The 17,548-nt window shown below is 73.6% G+C and carries 22 protein-coding genes; 9 read left to right on the forward strand and 13 right to left on the reverse strand.

Going from position 1 to position 17,548, the window contains the following annotated elements; all coding sequences use genetic code 11:
- The first annotated feature begins 1 nt into the window (after nucleotide 1).
- A complete protein-coding gene (locus ACPXCB_RS01765; RefSeq protein ID WP_425872117.1) occupies nucleotides 2-691 on the forward strand; it encodes a potassium channel family protein in 690 nt (229 codons plus the stop codon).
- Nucleotides 692-701: 10 nt separating this feature from the next.
- Here the strand turns inward: ACPXCB_RS01765 and ACPXCB_RS01770 are convergent, their stop codons facing one another.
- From ACPXCB_RS01770 to dut, 4 genes are all read right to left on the reverse strand, one after another.
- Nucleotides 702-1,385, reverse strand: coding sequence for a DUF3159 domain-containing protein (locus ACPXCB_RS01770; protein WP_357578750.1), 684 nt, complete (start codon nucleotides 1,383-1,385; stop codon nucleotides 702-704).
- Between the two features lie 31 nt (nucleotides 1,386-1,416).
- Nucleotides 1,417-1,797 carry an OB-fold nucleic acid binding domain-containing protein gene (locus ACPXCB_RS01775; protein ID WP_425871528.1) on the reverse strand — a complete coding sequence of 127 codons (381 nt, stop codon included), beginning with the start codon at nucleotides 1,795-1,797 and terminating at the stop codon, nucleotides 1,417-1,419.
- A 127-nt stretch (nucleotides 1,798-1,924) separates the two neighbouring features.
- Nucleotides 1,925-2,593: a DUF3710 domain-containing protein gene (locus tag ACPXCB_RS01780; RefSeq protein ID WP_425871529.1), complete on the reverse strand. Its 669-nt coding sequence runs from the start codon at nucleotides 2,591-2,593 to the stop codon at nucleotides 1,925-1,927.
- 25 nt (nucleotides 2,594-2,618) lie between these two features.
- Nucleotides 2,619-3,197: a dUTP diphosphatase gene (gene dut / locus ACPXCB_RS01785; RefSeq protein WP_425871530.1), complete on the reverse strand. Its 579-nt coding sequence runs from the start codon at nucleotides 3,195-3,197 to the stop codon at nucleotides 2,619-2,621.
- A gap of 90 nt (nucleotides 3,198-3,287) precedes the next feature.
- Here dut and ACPXCB_RS01790 point away from each other — a divergent pair, with 90 nt between their 5' ends.
- Entirely contained in the window at nucleotides 3,288-3,788 is a 501-nt protein-coding gene (locus ACPXCB_RS01790; protein WP_425872119.1) for a DUF3093 domain-containing protein, read from the forward strand.
- Between the two features lie 189 nt (nucleotides 3,789-3,977).
- Here the strand turns inward: ACPXCB_RS01790 and ACPXCB_RS01795 are convergent, their stop codons facing one another.
- Both ACPXCB_RS01795 and ACPXCB_RS01800 read right to left on the reverse strand, forming a co-directional pair.
- On the reverse strand, nucleotides 3,978-4,847 hold the full coding sequence (locus ACPXCB_RS01795) for a hypothetical protein (RefSeq protein WP_425871531.1): 870 nt from the start codon (nucleotides 4,845-4,847) through the stop codon (nucleotides 3,978-3,980).
- A gap of 139 nt (nucleotides 4,848-4,986) precedes the next feature.
- Complete coding sequence (locus tag ACPXCB_RS01800) at nucleotides 4,987-5,283, reverse strand: DUF4193 domain-containing protein (protein ID WP_013284790.1); 297 nt, start codon at nucleotides 5,281-5,283, stop codon at nucleotides 4,987-4,989.
- Between the two features lie 434 nt (nucleotides 5,284-5,717).
- Between ACPXCB_RS01800 and ACPXCB_RS01805 the strand changes: the two genes are divergently transcribed.
- Nucleotides 5,718-6,233, forward strand: coding sequence for a LytR C-terminal domain-containing protein (locus ACPXCB_RS01805; protein WP_421458669.1), 516 nt, complete (start codon nucleotides 5,718-5,720; stop codon nucleotides 6,231-6,233).
- A 44-nt stretch (nucleotides 6,234-6,277) separates the two neighbouring features.
- Here the strand turns inward: ACPXCB_RS01805 and ACPXCB_RS01810 are convergent, their stop codons facing one another.
- On the reverse strand, nucleotides 6,278-7,093 hold the full coding sequence (locus tag ACPXCB_RS01810; RefSeq protein WP_425871532.1) for an inositol monophosphatase family protein: 816 nt from the start codon (nucleotides 7,091-7,093) through the stop codon (nucleotides 6,278-6,280).
- A gap of 288 nt (nucleotides 7,094-7,381) precedes the next feature.
- Between ACPXCB_RS01810 and ACPXCB_RS01815 the strand changes: the two genes are divergently transcribed.
- Together ACPXCB_RS01815 and ACPXCB_RS01820 are read left to right on the forward strand one after the other, a co-directional pair.
- Nucleotides 7,382-8,992, forward strand: coding sequence for an RNA polymerase sigma factor (locus ACPXCB_RS01815; protein WP_151452447.1), 1,611 nt, complete (start codon nucleotides 7,382-7,384; stop codon nucleotides 8,990-8,992).
- Nucleotides 8,993-9,236: 244 nt separating this feature from the next.
- Nucleotides 9,237-9,470: a DUF7455 domain-containing protein gene (locus ACPXCB_RS01820; protein WP_425871533.1), complete on the forward strand. Its 234-nt coding sequence runs from the start codon at nucleotides 9,237-9,239 to the stop codon at nucleotides 9,468-9,470.
- Nucleotides 9,471-9,599: 129 nt separating this feature from the next.
- Here ACPXCB_RS01820 and ACPXCB_RS01825 read toward each other — a convergent pair whose 3' ends face one another.
- The 3 genes from ACPXCB_RS01825 to ACPXCB_RS01835 all read right to left on the reverse strand — a co-directional run bounded on the left by ACPXCB_RS01825 (nucleotide 9,600) and on the right by ACPXCB_RS01835 (nucleotide 12,483).
- Nucleotides 9,600-11,330, reverse strand: coding sequence for a DEAD/DEAH box helicase (locus tag ACPXCB_RS01825; protein ID WP_425871534.1), 1,731 nt, complete (start codon nucleotides 11,328-11,330; stop codon nucleotides 9,600-9,602).
- 243 nt (nucleotides 11,331-11,573) lie between these two features.
- Entirely contained in the window at nucleotides 11,574-12,224 is a 651-nt protein-coding gene (locus tag ACPXCB_RS01830; RefSeq protein WP_425871535.1) for a trimeric intracellular cation channel family protein, read from the reverse strand.
- 40 nt (nucleotides 12,225-12,264) lie between these two features.
- Nucleotides 12,265-12,483 carry a DUF3039 domain-containing protein gene (locus ACPXCB_RS01835; protein WP_089001394.1) on the reverse strand — a complete coding sequence of 73 codons (219 nt, stop codon included), beginning with the start codon at nucleotides 12,481-12,483 and terminating at the stop codon, nucleotides 12,265-12,267.
- 87 nt (nucleotides 12,484-12,570) lie between these two features.
- Between ACPXCB_RS01835 and ACPXCB_RS01840 the strand changes: the two genes are divergently transcribed.
- Together ACPXCB_RS01840 and ACPXCB_RS01845 are read left to right on the forward strand one after the other, a co-directional pair.
- On the forward strand, nucleotides 12,571-13,500 hold the full coding sequence (locus ACPXCB_RS01840) for a pseudouridine-5'-phosphate glycosidase (protein WP_425871536.1): 930 nt from the start codon (nucleotides 12,571-12,573) through the stop codon (nucleotides 13,498-13,500).
- A complete protein-coding gene (locus ACPXCB_RS01845) occupies nucleotides 13,497-14,393 on the forward strand; it encodes a carbohydrate kinase family protein (RefSeq protein WP_425871537.1) in 897 nt (298 codons plus the stop codon). Before ACPXCB_RS01840 ends, ACPXCB_RS01845 begins: the two co-directional genes overlap by 4 nt.
- Nucleotides 14,394-14,417: 24 nt before the next feature.
- On the opposite strand, the gene ACPXCB_RS01850 is transcribed toward ACPXCB_RS01845, so the two are convergent.
- A complete protein-coding gene (locus ACPXCB_RS01850) occupies nucleotides 14,418-14,774 on the reverse strand; it encodes a DUF3099 domain-containing protein (protein ID WP_425871538.1) in 357 nt (118 codons plus the stop codon).
- 106 nt (nucleotides 14,775-14,880) lie between these two features.
- Between ACPXCB_RS01850 and ACPXCB_RS01855 the strand changes: the two genes are divergently transcribed.
- Both ACPXCB_RS01855 and ACPXCB_RS01860 read left to right on the forward strand, forming a co-directional pair.
- Nucleotides 14,881-15,168, forward strand: coding sequence for a hypothetical protein (locus tag ACPXCB_RS01855; protein WP_225851882.1), 288 nt, complete (start codon nucleotides 14,881-14,883; stop codon nucleotides 15,166-15,168).
- Between the two features lie 13 nt (nucleotides 15,169-15,181).
- A complete protein-coding gene (locus ACPXCB_RS01860; protein ID WP_311413457.1) occupies nucleotides 15,182-15,493 on the forward strand; it encodes a hypothetical protein in 312 nt (103 codons plus the stop codon).
- 11 nt (nucleotides 15,494-15,504) lie between these two features.
- Here the strand turns inward: ACPXCB_RS01860 and ACPXCB_RS01865 are convergent, their stop codons facing one another.
- Nucleotides 15,505-16,746 carry a low temperature requirement protein A gene (locus ACPXCB_RS01865; protein ID WP_425871540.1) on the reverse strand — a complete coding sequence of 414 codons (1,242 nt, stop codon included), beginning with the start codon at nucleotides 16,744-16,746 and terminating at the stop codon, nucleotides 15,505-15,507.
- 56 nt (nucleotides 16,747-16,802) lie between these two features.
- Nucleotides 16,803-17,384, reverse strand: a complete 582-nt coding sequence (locus ACPXCB_RS01870; RefSeq protein WP_425871542.1) for an HhH-GPD-type base excision DNA repair protein — start codon at nucleotides 17,382-17,384, stop codon at nucleotides 16,803-16,805.
- Between the last annotated feature and the right edge of the window lie 164 nt (nucleotides 17,385-17,548).

Raw genomic sequence — 17,548 nt, forward strand, 5'->3', positions numbered from 1 at the left:
CATGCGCATCGCCATCGCTGGCGCGGGCAACGTGGGCCGCTCGATCGCCCAGGAGCTGATCGACAACGGCCACCAGGTGATGCTCATCGAGCGCCAGCCCAGGATGCTCCGGCCCGACCGGGTGCCGGCCGCCGACTGGGTGCTGGCCGACGCCTGCGAGCTGGCCAGCCTGGAGGAGGCCGACATCGCCGGCTGCGACGTGGTGGTCGCGGCCACCGGGGACGACAAGGTCAACCTGGTGGTCTCGCTGCTGGCCAAGACCGAGTTCGCGGTGCCCCGGGTGGTGGCCCGGGTCAACCGGGCCGAGAACGAGTGGCTCTTCACCGAGCAGTGGGGCGTCGACGTCGCGGTGAGCAAGCCGCGGGTGATGGCCGCGCTGGTCGAGGAGGCGGTCACCGTCGGCGACCTGGTCCGGCTGATGACGTTCCGGCAGGGCGAGGCGAACCTGGTGGAGATCACTCTGCCGCCGACCGCCCCGTACGTCGGGGAGCCGTTGCGCGCGGTCCCACTGCCCCGCGACTCGGCGCTGGTGGCGATCCTGCGCGGCAAGCGGGTGCTGGTGCCCACGCCGGACGACCCGCTGGAGGCCGGCGACGAGCTGATCTTCGTGTGCACGGCGGAGGTCGAGGACGCGGTCCGCGCGGTGGTGCTCGGGGCGGACAGCGTCGAGCGCACCCGCGGGCAGCGCTGAGGCGGCGGCCTCAGCCGCCGGGCAGCGCCTCGGACTCCGCCTCCCGGGTCACCCGCCGGACCGTCCAGACCGTGATCAGCAGCAGCAGCACGTACGGCGGGTAACCCAGCACCAGCCGCGCCACGCCGAGCGCCGTGTCCTGGTGGGCGAGGTAGAGCCCCGCCTGCACGCCCACCTTGGCCAGCCACACCACGCCCCACAGCACGGTGAGCCCGGTGAAGGTGCGCACCAGGCGTGGGTCGTCGCGCCATTCCGAGCGGCCCTTGGCCACCAGCACCGACCAGATCCACCCCACGAGGGGCTGCCGGAGCGCCGCCGAGAGCAGCAGGGCCAACCCGTAGCCGATGCCGTAGAGGATGCCGGGGAGGTAGAAGTCACGTTCGTCGCCGGTGCGCCAGGCGATCGCGGCGCCGACGGCGACGCCGAAGAGCCCGTTGACCGCGTGCCGGACCGGGCGGCGCTGCGCCAGCCGCAGACCGGCGATCGCGAGGGCCACCACCACCGAGGCGATCACGGCGGGTCGCAGCTCGCCGATGATGTTGGCCAGCACGAAGACGACCACCGGGATGCTGGACTCGACCAGGCCCCGCCAGCCGCCGAGCTGGTCGGCCATCTGCTCGGCGAGGGTGGGCAGCGGCTCCTCGCCCTGCGGGTCGCTCTCCGGCTGTGCCGCCCGGTGCTGTCCCGTCGTCATCGCACGCCTTCCGTCCGCCGCGGCCACCGGGTCACTTCGGCGGTTCCAGCTCGTAGTACGGGTTGTAGATCACCTTGCGCTCGTCGCGTACCGCCACCCGGCCGCGCGCGGTCAGGTGCCGGCCGGGCTCGATCCCGGCGATGTGCCGCCGGCCCAGCCAGACCAGGGTGACCACGTCGCTGCCGTCGTAGAGGTCCGCCTCCAGCGTGGGCAGGTTGGTCCGCGGAGTGTAGACGACCGTACGCAGCCGGCCGGCCACCGAGACCACCTGGCCCCGCGTGCACTGCCCGGCCGGAACACCGCCGTGCTCGGCGCTCTCCCGGCGCAGCTCCTGCGCCTCGATCTCCGCCTCGCTCGCCGTGAGCCGTCGCAGCATGCGGCGCAGCGGACCCCGGCCCTCGTCGGTCGTCATGACCTCCGCGTCACCCTCTCCACGCTGGGCCGACGCGTCGCCGGCGCCCGGGACGACCCCGGCGACGCCGGAACCGTCCCGCCAGCGTACGCCGACAGGGCCGGTCCCGGCGCGTCGCGACGGACGGTCAGGCCTCGCGGGGCGCGGGCGCGGGGTTGCCGTCGGCCGGTGCCCCCTCGACCGCCTGGTCGGCCACCTCACGGGGCAGCCGCAGCGGCAGCGGCTCGCGCACCGGCTTGGCCTCCTGGCCCCGGTCGACCACCAGGCCGTCGAGGCACTCGGTCAGCGGGCCGGCGGCGGCCGGGTCGGTGGCCACCTCGCCCTGGTAGACGCCGCGGACCATCCAGCGCGGCCCGTCGATGCCGACGAACCGCAGGTCGGTCAGCCCGTCCGGGGTGCGCACCCGGGCGTGCAGCTCGATGCCGTACTCGCCCTGGACCTCCTGGGCCGCCGCGCCGTCGTTGAACAGCGACTGGCGGATCTCCTCGCGCACCTCGTCCCAGATGCCCTCGGAGCGCGGCGCGGCGAAGACACCGAGCTGGAGCGCGTTCGGACCGTGCACGAGCACGACCTGCTGGATCACGCCCTCCGGGTCGGCCTGCACCCGCACCTCGACGTCGCGCACCGCCGGGATGTGCAGGCTGCCCAGGTCGAGCCGCTGCACCCCCTCGGGCGCCTCGGAGATGTCGTACGGGCCGCGATCCGGGGTCGACTCCTCCTGCGAGTCGAGGACCTCGGTCGTCCGCTCGTCACGGGCGTGCCGTCCGGCACTGTCCCGCTTCCGGGAGAAGATCACTGCGCCAACCCTCCGCTGTTCGCTCTCACCCTGCCACCTCTTCCGTCCGGCCGCCTGCCCGGTCCCGCTCTTCCCGTCGCACGTCCGGCGCCCGCCGTCCGTCCGGTACCTCCGGGGCCGCGTCCTGCCCGCCGTCCGTCGGGGACGGCACCAGGCCGGCGTGGCCGCCCGTGGAGCCGTGGCCGCCGGTCCCGCGCCGGGACGCGGGCAGCTCGGCCACCGGCCGGAAGTCCGCCCGTGCCACCCGCTGCACGACGAGCTGCGCGATGCGGTCACCACGGGAGATCTTCGCCGGTGTCTCCCGATCATGGTTGATCAGGTTGACCAGGATCTCACCCCGGTAGCCGGCGTCGACCGTACCGGGCGCGTTGAGCACCGTCACGCCGAGTCTGGCCGCGAGCCCCGAACGGGGGTGGACCAGGCCCACGTACCCCTCCGGCAACGCGATCGCCACGCCGGTCGGGACCAGGGCCCGGCCGCCGGGTGGCAGCTCGACGTCCGCCGCGGCCACCAGGTCCGCGCCGGCATCGCCGGGATGGGCGTACGCCGGCAGCGGCAGCTCGGGGTCGAGCTGCCGTACGGGCACGGGTACGACGTCGGTCACGGTTCTCCTCTTCCGTCCGTTTCCAGGGGTGCCCCTGCCATCCTGCCGGTTCCGTCGCCCGTCGTGCGCCGTACCCTCGCAGGAGTGAGCCTGTCACCATCCTCGCCGTCCCCGGCGCCGCCCGCCGCGGTGCCCCCGCAGCACGCCGAGCGGCTCGGTCTGCCCTGGTGGCTGTGGCTGGGTGGCCTGGCCGCGGCCACGCTGCTGGCCATCGAGGTCTGGATGGGCGCCCCCGGCGTCCGCGCCTGGCTGCCCTTCGTCGTGCTGCTCCCGGCGACCGTCGCCGGCCTGGCCTGGCTGGGCCGGATCCGGATCGCCGTACGCGACGACGAGCTGCGGGTGGACGACGCCCGGCTGCCGGTCCGGTTCGTCGCCGACGTCGTCCCGTTGGACGCCGCCGGCCGACGTGAGGTGCTCGGGGTCGGCGCCGACCCGCTGGCGTTCGTGGTGCAGCGGCCGTGGATCCCCGGCGCCGTGCAGGTGGTCCTCGACGACCCGGCCGACCCCACCCCGTTCTGGGTGGTCAGCACCCGGCGCCCGGTCGAGCTGGCCGAGGCGGTCCTCGCCGCCCGCGACGCCGCCCGGCCCTGAGTCGTCCGGCGCCCGGTCGCGCCGTCCCCCTGCCCGACGCCGGTCCCCTGCTCGGGCCCCTGCCCTGCTGCCCGCCCGTTCGCCCGGCGCTGTCCGGCGGCGATCGGGCCTCGGCGCCGCGCCGTCCATCGGCAACGGCGTGATTGCCGGGGTGGACCGGCCCGTGCTCGGTGCCGGCCGCCCGCCCGCTCAGCGGGTGCCGGGGAGGGCCGGCGGGGCGGCCGGCAGGGCCTTGGCCTGGCGACGCAGGTCGCTGCGGAGCTGGTCCGCCATGGTCCGGGTGGCCCGGCGGTTGAGGTAGCTGGCCACCGCCGCCCCGGTGAGGAAGGGCCCGAGGGTGGTCAGGTTGCGGCCGAAGCGCTTGAGCAGCGTGTCCCGCAGTTCCTTGCGCGCGGCGGTGCCCAGCACGGCGCTCACCCCGACACCGGGCATCATCGGGTTGATCCCCCGCTGGCCGGCCCAGGACTGCACCAGCGCGACCGCCCGCTGGGTGCCGCCGCTCGGCACCGGGACCCCGTAGACCTCGTGCAGTTCGCCGATCAGCTTGAGTTCGACCGCCACCACGGCGACCGTCTCGGCGGCCAGCAGGACCGGCGCGGAGAGCAGGGTCGGGGCGACCGCCCACTCGACCGCCGCCACTCCCCCGCCGGCGGCGCCGATGCCGGCCGTCGTCCGCGCGGCGTTGCGGACCAGCCGCTCGGCCAACGCCTCGCCGTCCAGGCCGTCGAAGTGCCGGCGCAGGGTGGCCAGGTCGCGTACGGGCACGTGCGGGGCGACCTCGGCGACCGTGTCGACCATCCAGCGCACCGCGCTCTTCGGCTTGAACAGGTCGGTCAGCCCACGCGCCCGCGCCTGCCCGACGAGCCGGCCGAGCAGTTGCCGCCGGCGCGCCGGCTCGACGTCGTCGGCGGTCAGGGCCGCGACGGTGGCACCCAGCTCGTCCGTGCCGCGCGCGGGCACCGCGTCGGCGGGGTCGTCCCGCGCGACGGGGGCGTCCGCGCCGTCGGCCCGGCCCTGGTCCGCGCCACGCGTGCCGCCGGACTCGCTCCGCTCGCTCATGGTCCGACCTCCCGAATGGACCGACGTCGTCATGACGGTCACCCGTCAACGAGTCAAGCAGGTCCCCGGGAATGCCGCACGGCGACTCAGGCAGCGGCGGCCCCGACGAGGGAGCCGCCGCTGGTGCGGACGCACGGTGTCAGACGCACTCGCGGCAGATCAGGTCGCCGTTGCGCTCGACCGCCAACTGGCTGCGGTGGTGCACCAGGAAGCAACGGGCGCACCGGAACTCGTCCTGCTGCATCGGCAGCACCTTGACCGTGAGTTCCTCGTCCGCCAGGTCGGCGCCGGGCAGCTCGAAGCTCTCGGCCACCTCGGCCTCGTCGACGTCCACGGCGCCCGACTGTGAGTCGACGCGTCGGGCCTTGAGCTCTTCCAGGCTGTCCTCGCCGAGGTCGACCTCGTCGCGACGCGGGGCGTCGTAGTCGGTGGCCATCGGTTTCACTCTCCCATATCGATGTTGTCGCTTCCGGTTGTAACGCCGGACGACGCTGTTTCGGTTCCGCTGGCCGGCCACCACTTGTGTCGGTCACCCGACCCGAAGACAGCACGGACGGAGGCATCCCCAAGGAACACCCGACGAGCGCGGAACCATACCCCCCATTTGGCGAGGCATGTATACCGCCCTCGCGGCTGAGATGTACGCCCCCGCACGCGAAGTTGTTCCCAATGTGACTCAGGCGACACGAAGATAGGGGTAGTACTACCCGGTTCCCGGATGGCGCGCCGGCATGTCCGGCTGTTTCCACGCGACAGCCGGACAACCGTTAACCTCAGCGGCGTACTCGACGGCCGGCGGGGCGGCCCGACCACCGGCGGCCGCCACCACCCACCCACTGTCCGGGGAGCACCCTGATGAGCTTTGCACGAGTGCGAGCACTCGTTGTCGTCGGCCTGCTGGCGGTGCTGGCCCTCGTCTTCGTGGTCGTCGCACTGGTCCGCGACACCCAGAGCAGCGCCGGCCTCGCCGGAGGCTGCCCCGAGGGCTGGCCGATGGCCGACGTGACCCTGCGGGAACCCAAGGACGTCAAGATCAACGTCTACAACGCGACCGACGAACCGGGTCGGGCCAGCACCGTCGCGGACGACTTCCGCAACCGCAAGTTCCAGGTCAAGAAGGTGGGCAACGAGAAGAAGCACATCGACGACATCGCGGTCCTGCGCTACGGCCCGAAGGGCGTCGGCTCGGCGCACCTGCTGCGGGCGTACTTCCTCGACAACGCCGAGTGGGACTACGACGCCAAGCGTACCGACGACGTCGTCGACGTGGTGCTCGGCGGCGGCTTCCAGCAGCTCGCCACCACCACCGAGGTCAACCAGTCCCTGGGCGACCTCGGCGCGCCGGTCGCACCGGCCGAGTCCTGCCCGATGTCCGAGGACGACTGACCACGCCGTGCCCCCGGTCCCGCCGGGGGCACGGCGCCGGCCGGTCAGGGACCGCCCGAGGCGTCCAGGTCCGCGAGGCGGTCGTGCAGCGGCTTGAACAGCGCCGCCGGCGCGGCGATCACCAGGTCCGGGCCGGCCGGCAGCCCGCCCAGCCCGGCGACCAGCAGCCCGGCCTCGGTCGCCACCAGGGCACCCGCGGCCTGGTCCCAGGCGGCGAGCCCCTTCTCGTAGTAGGCGTCCACCCGCCCCTCCGCCGCCAGGCAGAGGTCCAGCGCGGCGGCGCCGAACCGGCGGATGTCCCGGATGTGCGGGATCAGCTCGGCGACCACCCGGGCCTGGTGCGCCCGGCGCCCCGGGTCGTAGCCGAATCCCGTGGCGACCAGCGCCTGGCCGAGATCGGTCTCCGTGGAGCAGCGCAGCCGCTCGCCATCGCGCCAGGCGCCCCCGCCGGCGGTGGCCGTCCACTCCTCGCCGGTGCTGACGTTGCGCACCACCCCGGCGACCACCTCGCCGTCGACCTCGGCGGCGAGCGACACCGCGCAGTGCGGGATCCCGTAGAGGTAGTTGACCGTGCCGTCGATCGGGTCCACGATCCAGCGGACGCCGCCGGGGGCGACCGGGCCGGTCTCCCCCGCCCCGTACTCCTCGCCGAGGACGGCGTCGCCCGGCCGCAGCCGGCGCAGCGCGTCGACCACCTGCCGCTCGACCGCCCGGTCGGCGGCCGTCACCACGTCGGTGACCGTGCTCTTGGTGGCCGCCACCGACACGCCCTCGACCCGCATCCGGTACGCGGTGGCGGCCGCGTCCCGGGCCACCTCGACCGCGATGTCCAGCAGTTCCGCCGGCGCCGAGCGATCCATCGTTCGTCCCCTTCCCGCACGGCCGGGGTGTTCCGGGTCACGCGCTGTACCATCCTTACAAAGTCCACATCTACGTCGAATCGGCGGTCCCCGCCGCCGGTCCGCCGTGCGGCGCGGGATGATCGCCGCAGACGGCGTTACAATTCACCCCTGCCCACGCTGCGACGGACCGCCAACGACCGGCTGGCCCGGGACACGGGGGTACCTCAACCACATCGCCCGGCAACGTGCCCCGCTCTGCGTCGGACGACCCGGCCGTGCTCGCTCTTCGCCTCCGGAAGGTCATTCGTGACAGAACCCCGCCAGACCGGCGCCGACGTTCGCTCGCTCACCGACACTCTGATCGCCCACGCGCAGAGCGCCGGCGGCCAGCTCACGTCGGCTCAGCTCGCGCGCACCGTCGAGTCCGCCGAGGTGACTCCGGCCCAGGCCAAGAAGATCCTGCGGGCGCTCTCCGAGGCGGGAGTGACCGTGGTGGTCGACGGCTCGGCGAGCACCCGCCGCCGCGTCGCCGCCGCCCGATCGGCCACCCCCGCGTCCAGGGCCACCACCGCCAAGACCACCAAGAAGGCCGTCGCGCCCGCCCCGAAGCAGGCGCCCGCCGCGGACGAGGCCCCGGCGCCGGCTCCGCGCAAGGCCGCCCCGCGCAAGGCCACCGGCACCACCGCCGAGGTGGCCGCCAAGGCCGCCGCGCCCGCGAAGGCGACCAAGGCGACCCGGGCCACCAAGGCGACGGTCGCGGCGGCCGGCGCCAAGCCGGCCAAGGCCGGCGGCAAGGCCAAGGGCGAGGGCGCCGAGGGCGACATCGACCCGGAGGAGCTCGCCGCCGCGATCGAGGACGTGGTCGTCGAGGAGCCGGCGGAGCTGACCCGCGCCGCCGAGACCGACGCCGCCAACTCGGCCAGCGACAACGACTTCGAGTGGGACGACGAGGAGTCCGAGGCGCTCAAGCAGGCGCGTCGCGACGCGGAGCTGACCGCCTCCGCCGACTCGGTCCGGGCCTACCTCAAGCAGATCGGCAAGGTCCCGCTGCTCAACGCCGAGCAGGAGGTGGAGCTGGCCAAGCGGATCGAGGCCGGGCTCTACGCCGCGGAGCGGCTGCGCGCGGCCGACGAGGGCGAGGAGAAGCTCACCCGCGAGATGCAGCGGGACCTGGGCTGGATCTCGCGCGACGGGGAGCGCGCCAAGAACCACCTGCTGGAGGCCAACCTCCGGCTGGTCGTCTCGCTGGCCAAGCGCTACACCGGTCGCGGCATGGCGTTCCTCGACCTGATCCAGGAGGGCAACCTCGGCCTGATCCGCGCGGTCGAGAAGTTCGACTACACCAAGGGCTACAAGTTCTCCACGTACGCCACCTGGTGGATCCGGCAGGCGATCACCCGGGCCATGGCCGACCAGGCCCGCACCATCCGCATCCCGGTGCACATGGTCGAGGTCATCAACAAGCTCGGCCGCATCCAGCGCGAGCTGCTCCAGGACCTGGGCCGCGAGCCCACCCCGGAGGAGCTCGCCAAGGAGATGGACATCACACCGGAGAAGGTGCTGGAGATCCAGCAGTACGCCCGGGAGCCCATCTCGCTGGACCAGACCATCGGCGACGAGGGCGACAGCCAGCTCGGTGACTTCATCGAGGACTCCGAGGCCGTGGTCGCGGTCGACGCGGTCTCGTTCTCGCTCCTGCAGGATCAGCTCCAGCAGGTGCTGCAGACGTTGTCCGAGCGTGAGGCGGGGGTGGTACGCCTGCGCTTCGGGCTGACCGACGGCCAGCCGCGCACGCTGGACGAGATCGGCCAGGTCTACGGGGTGACCCGGGAACGCATCCGGCAGATCGAGTCCAAGACGATGTCCAAGTTGCGTCACCCGTCGCGTTCGCAGGTGCTCCGGGACTACCTGGACTGATCGCGATCGTCAACCGAACGTGTCGTTTTGACCACCTGGCGTGCAACGTCGGAAGGTGATCGTTCGGTTGCACGATTGTGATCGTTGACGTGGCACCCTTGGTGCACGGCACACTGTCCCTGCCATGTGTGACCTCGGTCCCCCGCGGGCACACAGGGAAGGCAGCGCCGGGACAGGGTGTTGCACGATAGGTGAGCAAAGACCGAAGAGAGTGTTCATCGGTGACGACCAGAGGAGGAAGGCGATGACCCCGACCCTCACGCCGCCGCCCGAGACGGCGGCTCCCCCAGCCGCCGATGAACGGTGCGACCGCTGCAATGCTGCCGGCAAGCTCCGGATCACTCTGGCGGGTGGGAGCGAGCTGGTGTTCTGTGGGCACCACGCGAACAAGTACGCGGAGGATCTCGTGAAGATCACCGTGCGGTTCGCGACGGACCCGGAGTTCAGCTGGCGTGGCGCCGATCTGATGGCGAACTGAGATCCCAAACCCACGACATAGCCGGCCGGAGGCCCCCTGAGGGGGCCTCCGGCCGGCTTTTTGCGTCCCCCGCCCGGTCCGCTCGGCACGCCCGATCCCGGGCACCGGTGGCGGGCCGGTCGACACCCCTCAGAGGGTCTGCACGGTGGCGATGCGTTCCTCGAGCTGCTCGATGGTGGCCTGGGCGCTCGGCGGGCCGCCGCAGAGGCGGCGCAGTTCCGCGTGGATCTTCCCGTGCGGCTGGCCCGTGCGGTGGTGCCGGGCGGCCACGAGGGCGTTCAGTTGGCGGCGTAGGGCGACCCGACGCTGGGCGGCACTCATCGGTACCGGCGGCGCCGTGGACGCCGCAGCGGCCGCCTCAGCCGGCCTGGCGGCCCGGCGGCGCTGGGCCGCGAGCTGTTCCTGCTGCCGCTTGGTCAGCAGCAGGGCCACCTGGTCGGCGGTGAGCAGCCCGGGCAGGCCCAGGTACTCCTCCTCCTCGGGGGTGCCGGCCTGGGCGGCGGTGCCGAACGAGGCGCCGTCGAAGATCACCTGGTCCAGCTCGGCCGTGGCGGAGAGCGCGGCGAAGCGCTTCTCCAGCTCGCCGCTGGCCTGGTCGTCGCGCTGGGCGCGCTCCAGCAGCTCGTCGTCGAAGCCCTCGCGGTCCTTGGGCTTGCCGAGGACGTGGTCCCGCTCGGCCTCCATCTCGCTGGCCAGCCCGAGCAGGTGCGGCACGCTGGGCAGGAAGACCGAGGCGGTCTCGCCGGGGCGGCGGGCGCGGACGAACCGGCCGATCGCCTGCGCGAAGTAGAGCGGGGTGCTGGCGCTGGTCGCGTACACGCCGACCGCCAGCCGGGGGATGTCGACGCCCTCGGAGACCATCCGGACCGCCACCAGCCAACGTTGTTCGGACGCCGCGAACGTGGCGATCCGCGCCGAGGCGCCCACGTCGTCGGAGAGCACCACCGTGGCGCGCTCGCCGGTCACCTGCTCGATGAGCTTCGCGTACGAGCGGGCGGTCTGCTGGTCGCTGGCGATGATCAGCCCGCCGGCGTCGGGCATCCCCGCGTTGCGCAGCACGGTCAGCCGGGCGTCGGCGGCCCGCAGCACCTGCGGCATCCAGTCGCCGGCCGGGTCCAGCGCGGTACGCCACGCCTGCGCGACGAGGTCCTGGGTCATCGGCTCGCCGAGCCGCGCCGCCAACTCCTCCCCCGCGTTGGTGCGCCACCGGGTCTCCCCCGAGTACGCCAGGAAGAGCACCGGCCGGACGACGCTGTCGCGCAGCGCGTCGGCGTAGCCGTAGACCGAGTCGGCGCGGGAGCGCAGCAGCCCGTCGCCGCCCCGCTCGTACTCGACGAACGGGATCGGGTTGTCGTCGGAGCGGAACGGGGTCCCGGTGAGCATCAACCGGCGCTCGGCGCCCTCGAAGGCCGCCTTCACCCCGTCGCCCCAGGAGCGGCTGTCCCCCGCGTGGTGGATCTCGTCGAGGACGACCAGGGTGCGCCGGGTGAGGGTGCGCCGCTTGTGCACGTGCGGCGCCATGCCCACCTGCGCGTACGTCACGACCGCGCCGTGGAAGTCGGCGGAGGAGTGCAGGTCGGCGTTGCGGAAGGCGGCGTCGAGCTGGATGCCGACCCGGGCCGCCGCCTGCGCCCACTGGGTCTTCAGGTGCTCGGTCGGTGCCACCACGGTCACCGCGTCGACGGTGCCGTCGGCGAGCAGCTCGGCGGCGATCCGCAGGGCGAAGGTGGTCTTTCCGGCGCCGGGGGTGGCGACCGCCGTGAAGTCGGGGTCCCGCCGACGCAGGTACTCCACGAGTGCCTTGCGCTGCCATGCGCGCAGTGCCGGAAACGTCTCGATCGCCGGCATCCGGGCCGCCACGGGAAGCTCCTCTCCGACCGCCTGACGGCGGACCCCGGGCGAGGGCCACGGGTACCGCCGCCCATGAAAACGCCTCCGCGCAGTGGGTGCCGCGAAGGCCGACTCAGCATAACCAGCGCCGCCCCGCCGGGCCCAGGCGACATACGGGCCACGCCGGTCCCACCCGCCTCCGCCCGGGCCACGAGCGACCGGCGGCTTCCCACCACAGCGCAACTGGGTGTGGATCGCGGGACGGGCCTGCCGTCACTCCCGCGGGCCGCGCATGCCCGTCCTGGGCGGCCGCGTGGTCGGCACCGGCGCGGACCACCGGCGGCGCAGCGACACCAGGCGCAGCAGGAAGACGAAGACCGCCGCGGCCGTGAGCCAGCCGGCGTTGGCGTGCCCGAGGGCGTCCAGCAGCACCACGAGGATCGAGCCGGCGAGCGCGGCGACGGCGTAGATCTCCCGCCGCAGCACCACCGGGATCTCGGCGGTGAGCAGGTCCCGCCCGAGACCGCCACCGATCGCGGTGAGCATGCCGATCACGCAGGCCCCCACCGCCGGCACCTGGGCGTCGAGGGCCTTGACCGTGCCGGTGACGGTGAACAGCGCCAGCCCGGCCGCGTCCAGCACCAGCACGGTGGTGCGCAGCCGGGCGAACTGGGGGTGCAGCCAGAAGACGGCGGCGGCGGTGACGGCGGCCGTGGCGGCGTACCGCCAGTCGCCGAAGGCCAGCGGCGGCGCCTCGTCGATCGCCAGGTCCCGGAAGATCCCGCCACCGAGCGCGGCCACGAAGCCGACGAAGACGACGCCGAAGAGGTCGAGCCGTTTGGCCACCGCCGCGGAGGCCCCGGAGGCGGCGAAGACCGCCACCCCGGTGAGGTCGGCGAGGAGCAGGCTGGTGGAGGTGGTCACCGGCGAAGGCTACGTGCGCGACCGGGAGGGTCGCCCACGCTCACTCGCCCCAGGAGTCGTAGATCTCCTTGCACTTCGGGCAGACCGGCGAGCCGGGCTTGGCGGCCTTGGTGACCGGGAAGGTCTCTCCGCACAGCGCGACGACGAAGGTGCCCATGACGGCACTCTCGGCGATCTTCTCCTTGCGCACGTAGTGGAACATCTCGGGACCGGTGTCGGCGTCCTTCAACTCCGGACGCTCGAGAACCTCTGTGCTCACTTCTGCACCTCCGACCGTCAAGTCTGGCAGGTCACCCCCGCTCCGGTCCACTTCAGGTCGCCCGGACGGGGGCCGTACGGTGGTGACGTGACCGACTTTCACATCCGCTACGGCAGCGAGGTTGCCGACGCCCTGCGCGACGGGCGTCCCGTCGTCGCCCTGGAGAGCACCATCGTCTCGCACGGCCTGCCCCGGCCGGACAACCTGCGGGTGGCCCGCGAGATCGAGCAGGCCGTCCGGGACGCGGGCGCGGTCCCGGCGACCATCGGCATGGTCGGCGGGCGGCTGGTGGTGGGCCTGGACGACGCGGAGCTGACCCGGCTCGCCACCGTCGACGGGGTCGCCAAGCTCTCCGTACGCGATCTCGCCGTCGCCGCCGCGACCGGTGCGGACGGCGCCACGACCGTGGCGGCGACCAGCGCGGTGGCCGCCGCCGCCGGGATCGGCGTGTTCGCCACCGGTGGCCTCGGCGGGGTGCACCGGGAGGCGGCGCAGACCTTCGACGAGTCCGCCGACCTGGTCACCCTGGCCCGTACGCCGATCGCGGTGGTCTGCGCGGGGGTCAAGTCGATCCTCGACGTGGGCGCGACCCTGGAGCGGCTCGAGACCCTCGGCGTCGGCGTGGTCGGCTTCCGGACCCGGCGTTTCCCCGGTTTCTTCATCACCGACGGCGGCTTCGACCTGGACTGGTCGCTGGACTCCCCGGAGCAGGTCGCGGACGTGCTGGCGGCCCGCGAGCAGCACGGCGCACACCACGGCGGCCTGATCGTGGCCAACCCGCTGCCGAGCGACGAGCAGCTCGACCCGGAACTGCACGACCGGACCCTCGCCGACGGGCTGGCCCTGCTGGAGCGCGACGGGGTGACCGGCAAGGCCGTGACGCCCTACCTGCTCGCGCACTTCCACTCGGCGACCGAGGGGGCGAGCCTGGCGGTGAACGTCCGGATCATCCTGCGCAACGCCGACCTCGCGGCCCGCATCGCCGTCGCCGCGGCCGCCCGCCGCGCCGGGGCATGACCGCAGGCCGCGTCCTCGTCGTCGGTGACCTGATCACCGACGTGGTGGCGGTGCTGGCGGGGCCGGTGGCCACCGGATCGGACACGCCGGCGGCGATCCGGTTCAGCGGCGGCGGGCAGGCCGCCAACACCGCAGCCTGGCTCGCCGCGCAGGGCGTACCTGTCACGCTGGTCGGTGCCGTCGGCGACGACGACGCCGGGCGGGACCGGGTGGCCGAGTTGGAGCGGGCGGGGGTCGACTGCGCGACGCGGGTGTGCCCCGACCGCGCCACCGGGACGGTCATCGTGCTGGCCACGGCCGGGGAGCGGTCGATGATCACGGAGCGGGGCGCGAACCTGCGGCTGACCCCGGGCGACGTCGACGCGGCCCTGACGGCGGCGCCGGACGCGCGGCACCTGCACCTGTCCGGGTACACCCTGCTGGACGCCGAGTCCCGACCGGCGGGGCTGCGCGCGTTGGCCGCCGCCCGCGAGCGCGGGCTCACCACCAGTGTCGACGCGGCCTCCGCGGCCCCGCTTCGGCGGGTCGGCGCGGCGGCCTTCCTGTCCTGGGTACGCGGGGTCGACCTGCTCCTGGTCAACGCCGACGAGGCGACGGTGCTGGCCGGCGGGCTGGACCCGGCGGCGCAGGGGCGGGCGCTGTCGGCCTCCGCCCGGCGGATCGTCGTCAAGCAGGGCGAGGCCGGGGCGGTCTGGGTGGACCGGGACGCCTCGGTGGCCGTGGCGCCGGCCCGCCGGGTCGCGGTGGTCGACGTCACGGGGGCCGGGGACGCGTTCGCGGCCGGGCTGCTGGCCGCCTGGCTCGACGGCGCGCAGCCGGCGGTGGCGCTGGGCCGCGCCGGCGACCTCGGCGCCCTCGCGGTCTCCCAGATCGGCGCCCGCCCCTCCCCCTGACCGGTGGGGCGGCGGGAGGTCGGATCAGGGCTCGGCGTCGATGACCTTGTGGGGACGTTCCTCGGCGGTGAGGCTCATCGGCGGGGTCTCGTCCCGGTGCCGCGGCTGGAACCGGTTGGCCAGCCGGTGCTCCTCCTTGGGCGGGCGGTCGTTGGCCAGCAGCACCGCCAGCCACGGAATGAGCACCATGCCCAGGGCCACCATCGGCAGCCAGAGCCAGAGCAGCGGGGCCTGCGCGCCGACCAGGACGGCACCGACGATCACGCAGGCCACCCGGATGCCCATCATCAGCACGTAGCGCTTCTGACGGCTGGTGAGCTGGTCGTCCTGGCTGCGCGAGGCGTCGGTGATCAGGATCGGCTGGTACGCCTGACGCTTCACCACGGACCTCCTCGAGGGGGTTACGCCCCATCCTGTCACCTGCGGCGCGTGATCAGCGAAAATCGCTCGACCCGGCCCCGTGTTACCTGCGTGGTACGCTCGCGCCGTGGGCAGCAGGTTCAGCTTCACCGACGAGGCGTTGGCCAACCTGAGGGTCTACGACGTCACGCCCGGGGAAGTCTGGGAGGCGCTGCACAGCACCCGCCGGGTCATCCGGCACCTCGGCGACGACGTGATGGTCGTCTACGCCGCCGCCCGCCGGGGGCGCCGGCTGGCCGTGCTGCTCGCCGAGGCCGACGGCACCGACAACGACTGGGACATCCTCTCCGCCCGCGAGCTGAGCGACGTCGAGGCGAAACGCTACGACGAGGCCGTGCGGAGATCTCGCCGATGAGGAGGCGGTGACGATGAACCGTAACGACGCGACCAAGCAGTTCCACAGCGGCGGTGACCGGCTCGCGGAGCTGATCGACGGGAGCCAGCAGGTGGAGCTTCCCACCCCCGACACCGACACCCCCATGGTCAGCCGCTCGGTGCGCCTGCCGCTGGAGACGTACGAGCGGGTCCGCGCCGCCGCCGACGCGCGCGGCATCGGGGTCACCACGCTCATGCGGCAGTGGATCGAGGCCGGTCTGGCCGACCTGGACGACTCGGCCACGGTCTCCCTCGCCGACGTCCGGCGGGCGCTGGCCGCCCTCTCCCGGCCGACCGCCGCCTGAGCCGCGCCCGCTCACGGGGCCCGGTGGAAGCCCGGGTCCCCCGCCTCACCCTGCCCGAAGGGCGAAGCAGACGTCTCGGGGGCACGGCCTCGGCTGCGCCATGCGTCGGCGACCGCCACCCCGGCCAGTACGGCGGCGACCAGCGTGAGCGCCCCCATGGGCGGGGCCAGGGTGAGCATCGGCGTCAGCAGGAGCAGCGCCAGCAGGCCGCCCACCCGGGACCAGGACAGCCGGCCGAAGATCTCGTACTCGAAGCGGGCCCGGGCGGCCAGGAAGAGCGCCGGACCACCGACGACGAAGGCCAACCAGGCCGGGTCGATGCGGCCGTACGGGTGGTCGATCACCAGCTCGTAGCCGACTGCGGTGCTCAGCACGCCGACGACGATGGCCAGGTGGGTGCCGGCGACGGAGGCGCCGAGGCGGCCGGGCGCCCGGGCCACCCGTAGTGCCTCGGCGAGCAGGTGCCCCGCCCGGTGGAAGTAGATCCGCCAGAGCAGCGCCGTGGTGACAAACGCGATCGCGAAGGCGCCGGCCCGGTCGGCGGTGAAGTCCACGCCGCTGTAGGTCAGCCCGATGACCAGGATGCTCTCCCCCAGCGAGATGAGGAAGATCTGCTGGTAGCGGTCGGCCAGGTGCTCTCCGGCGATCAGCCAGCCGGACGCGCGCGCCGGGCCCAGCCGGGGTAACGGCCAGCCGAGCACGAGGCCGAAGCCGTCGACCGCCAGCGCGAGCACCCACAGCGGCAGGCGCAGATGTTCCGGCGCGAAAGCCCCGGCCAGCCACGGCGCGGCGCCCATGATCGCCCAAGTGCCGAGTCGCAGCGGGACCGTGCGGCGCGGGTGGTGCCGCAACGCAACGGCCATGACCAGCGGCCGGCCGACCATCACCGCCAGGTACCCGAGCACGAACGACAGGGCCCGCTCCTCGAACGCGCGGGGCAGCGCCACGGCCATCACCATGGCGCCGAACATCGACCCCACCACGACGAACTGGATCACCGCCCGTTCCGGCTCGTACCGGCTGGTCACCCAGACGGTGATCGACCAGAGCAGCCAGAGGGCGAGGAAGAGCGCGCCGGTGCGCACGATATCGAGGATCAATTCACCGAAGGGGTCTCCAGCGGCGTCGACCAGGCGCAGCGAGACCCGGGTCAGCGCGAAGACGAAGACCAGGTCGAAGAAGAGCTCCAGGAAGGTGGCCCGGGGCGAGCTGTCCTCCGGCCGCAGCAACCGCCCGCCGCGTTCGTCCGTCATCGGCTGCCCGTCGTCGCCATCCTGGCTACAACGACCGCCACGAGGGCGCGGTTGCGTCAGCCCCCGACGGACTTCGCCTTTGCCGCCGCCTTCATCTGCTGCTTGTACTCGCGCACCCGGCGCAGCGAGTCCGCGTCGGTGACGTCGGCCACCGACCGGTGGGCGTCCGGGTCGCCGTAGTCGCCGGCCGCCTCCCGCCAGTCCTTCGGCGTGACCCCGAACCGCTTGCCGAGCAGCGCGACGAAGATCTGCGCCTTCTGCCTGCCGAAGCCGGGCAGCTCACCGACCCGGCGCAGCAGCTCCCGGCCGTCGGCCACGTCCGACCAGAGCCCGGCGGCGTCGCCGGCGTACCGGTCGACGAGGGCCCGGCACACCTCCTGCACCCGGGCCGCCATCGCCTTCGGGAACCGGTGCAGTGCCGGCGGCCGGGCGAACAGGGCGACCAGCGCCTCCGGGTCGTGGTCGGCCAGCTCCCGGGCGTCCAGGTCGCGCCCGAGGCGCTGCGCCAGCACGTACGGCGAGGAGAACGCCTTCTCCATCGGCACCTGCTGGTCGAGGACCATCCCCAGCAACAGGGCCAGCGGATCCCGGTTGACGAGTTCGTTGGCCTCGGGGTCGATGGGCAGTGCGAGCGTCATGGCGCCATCCTGCCCTGCCCGGCGACCGGCGGAGGCGCGTAGGCCGCAGTTGGCGACGCACGTGTCGACATGCGCGTGCCAGCGACGGAGCGCAGGTGACCCGACTGCGTGCGGCCCGGGCCCGGCTCTGATCCGCCGGGTGGCCGGACCCCGCTGCCGGGCAC

The sequence above is a fragment of the Micromonospora sp. DT62 genome (assembly GCF_049847285.1).
GTDB lineage: Bacteria > Actinomycetota > Actinomycetes > Mycobacteriales > Micromonosporaceae > Micromonospora > Micromonospora reichwaldensis.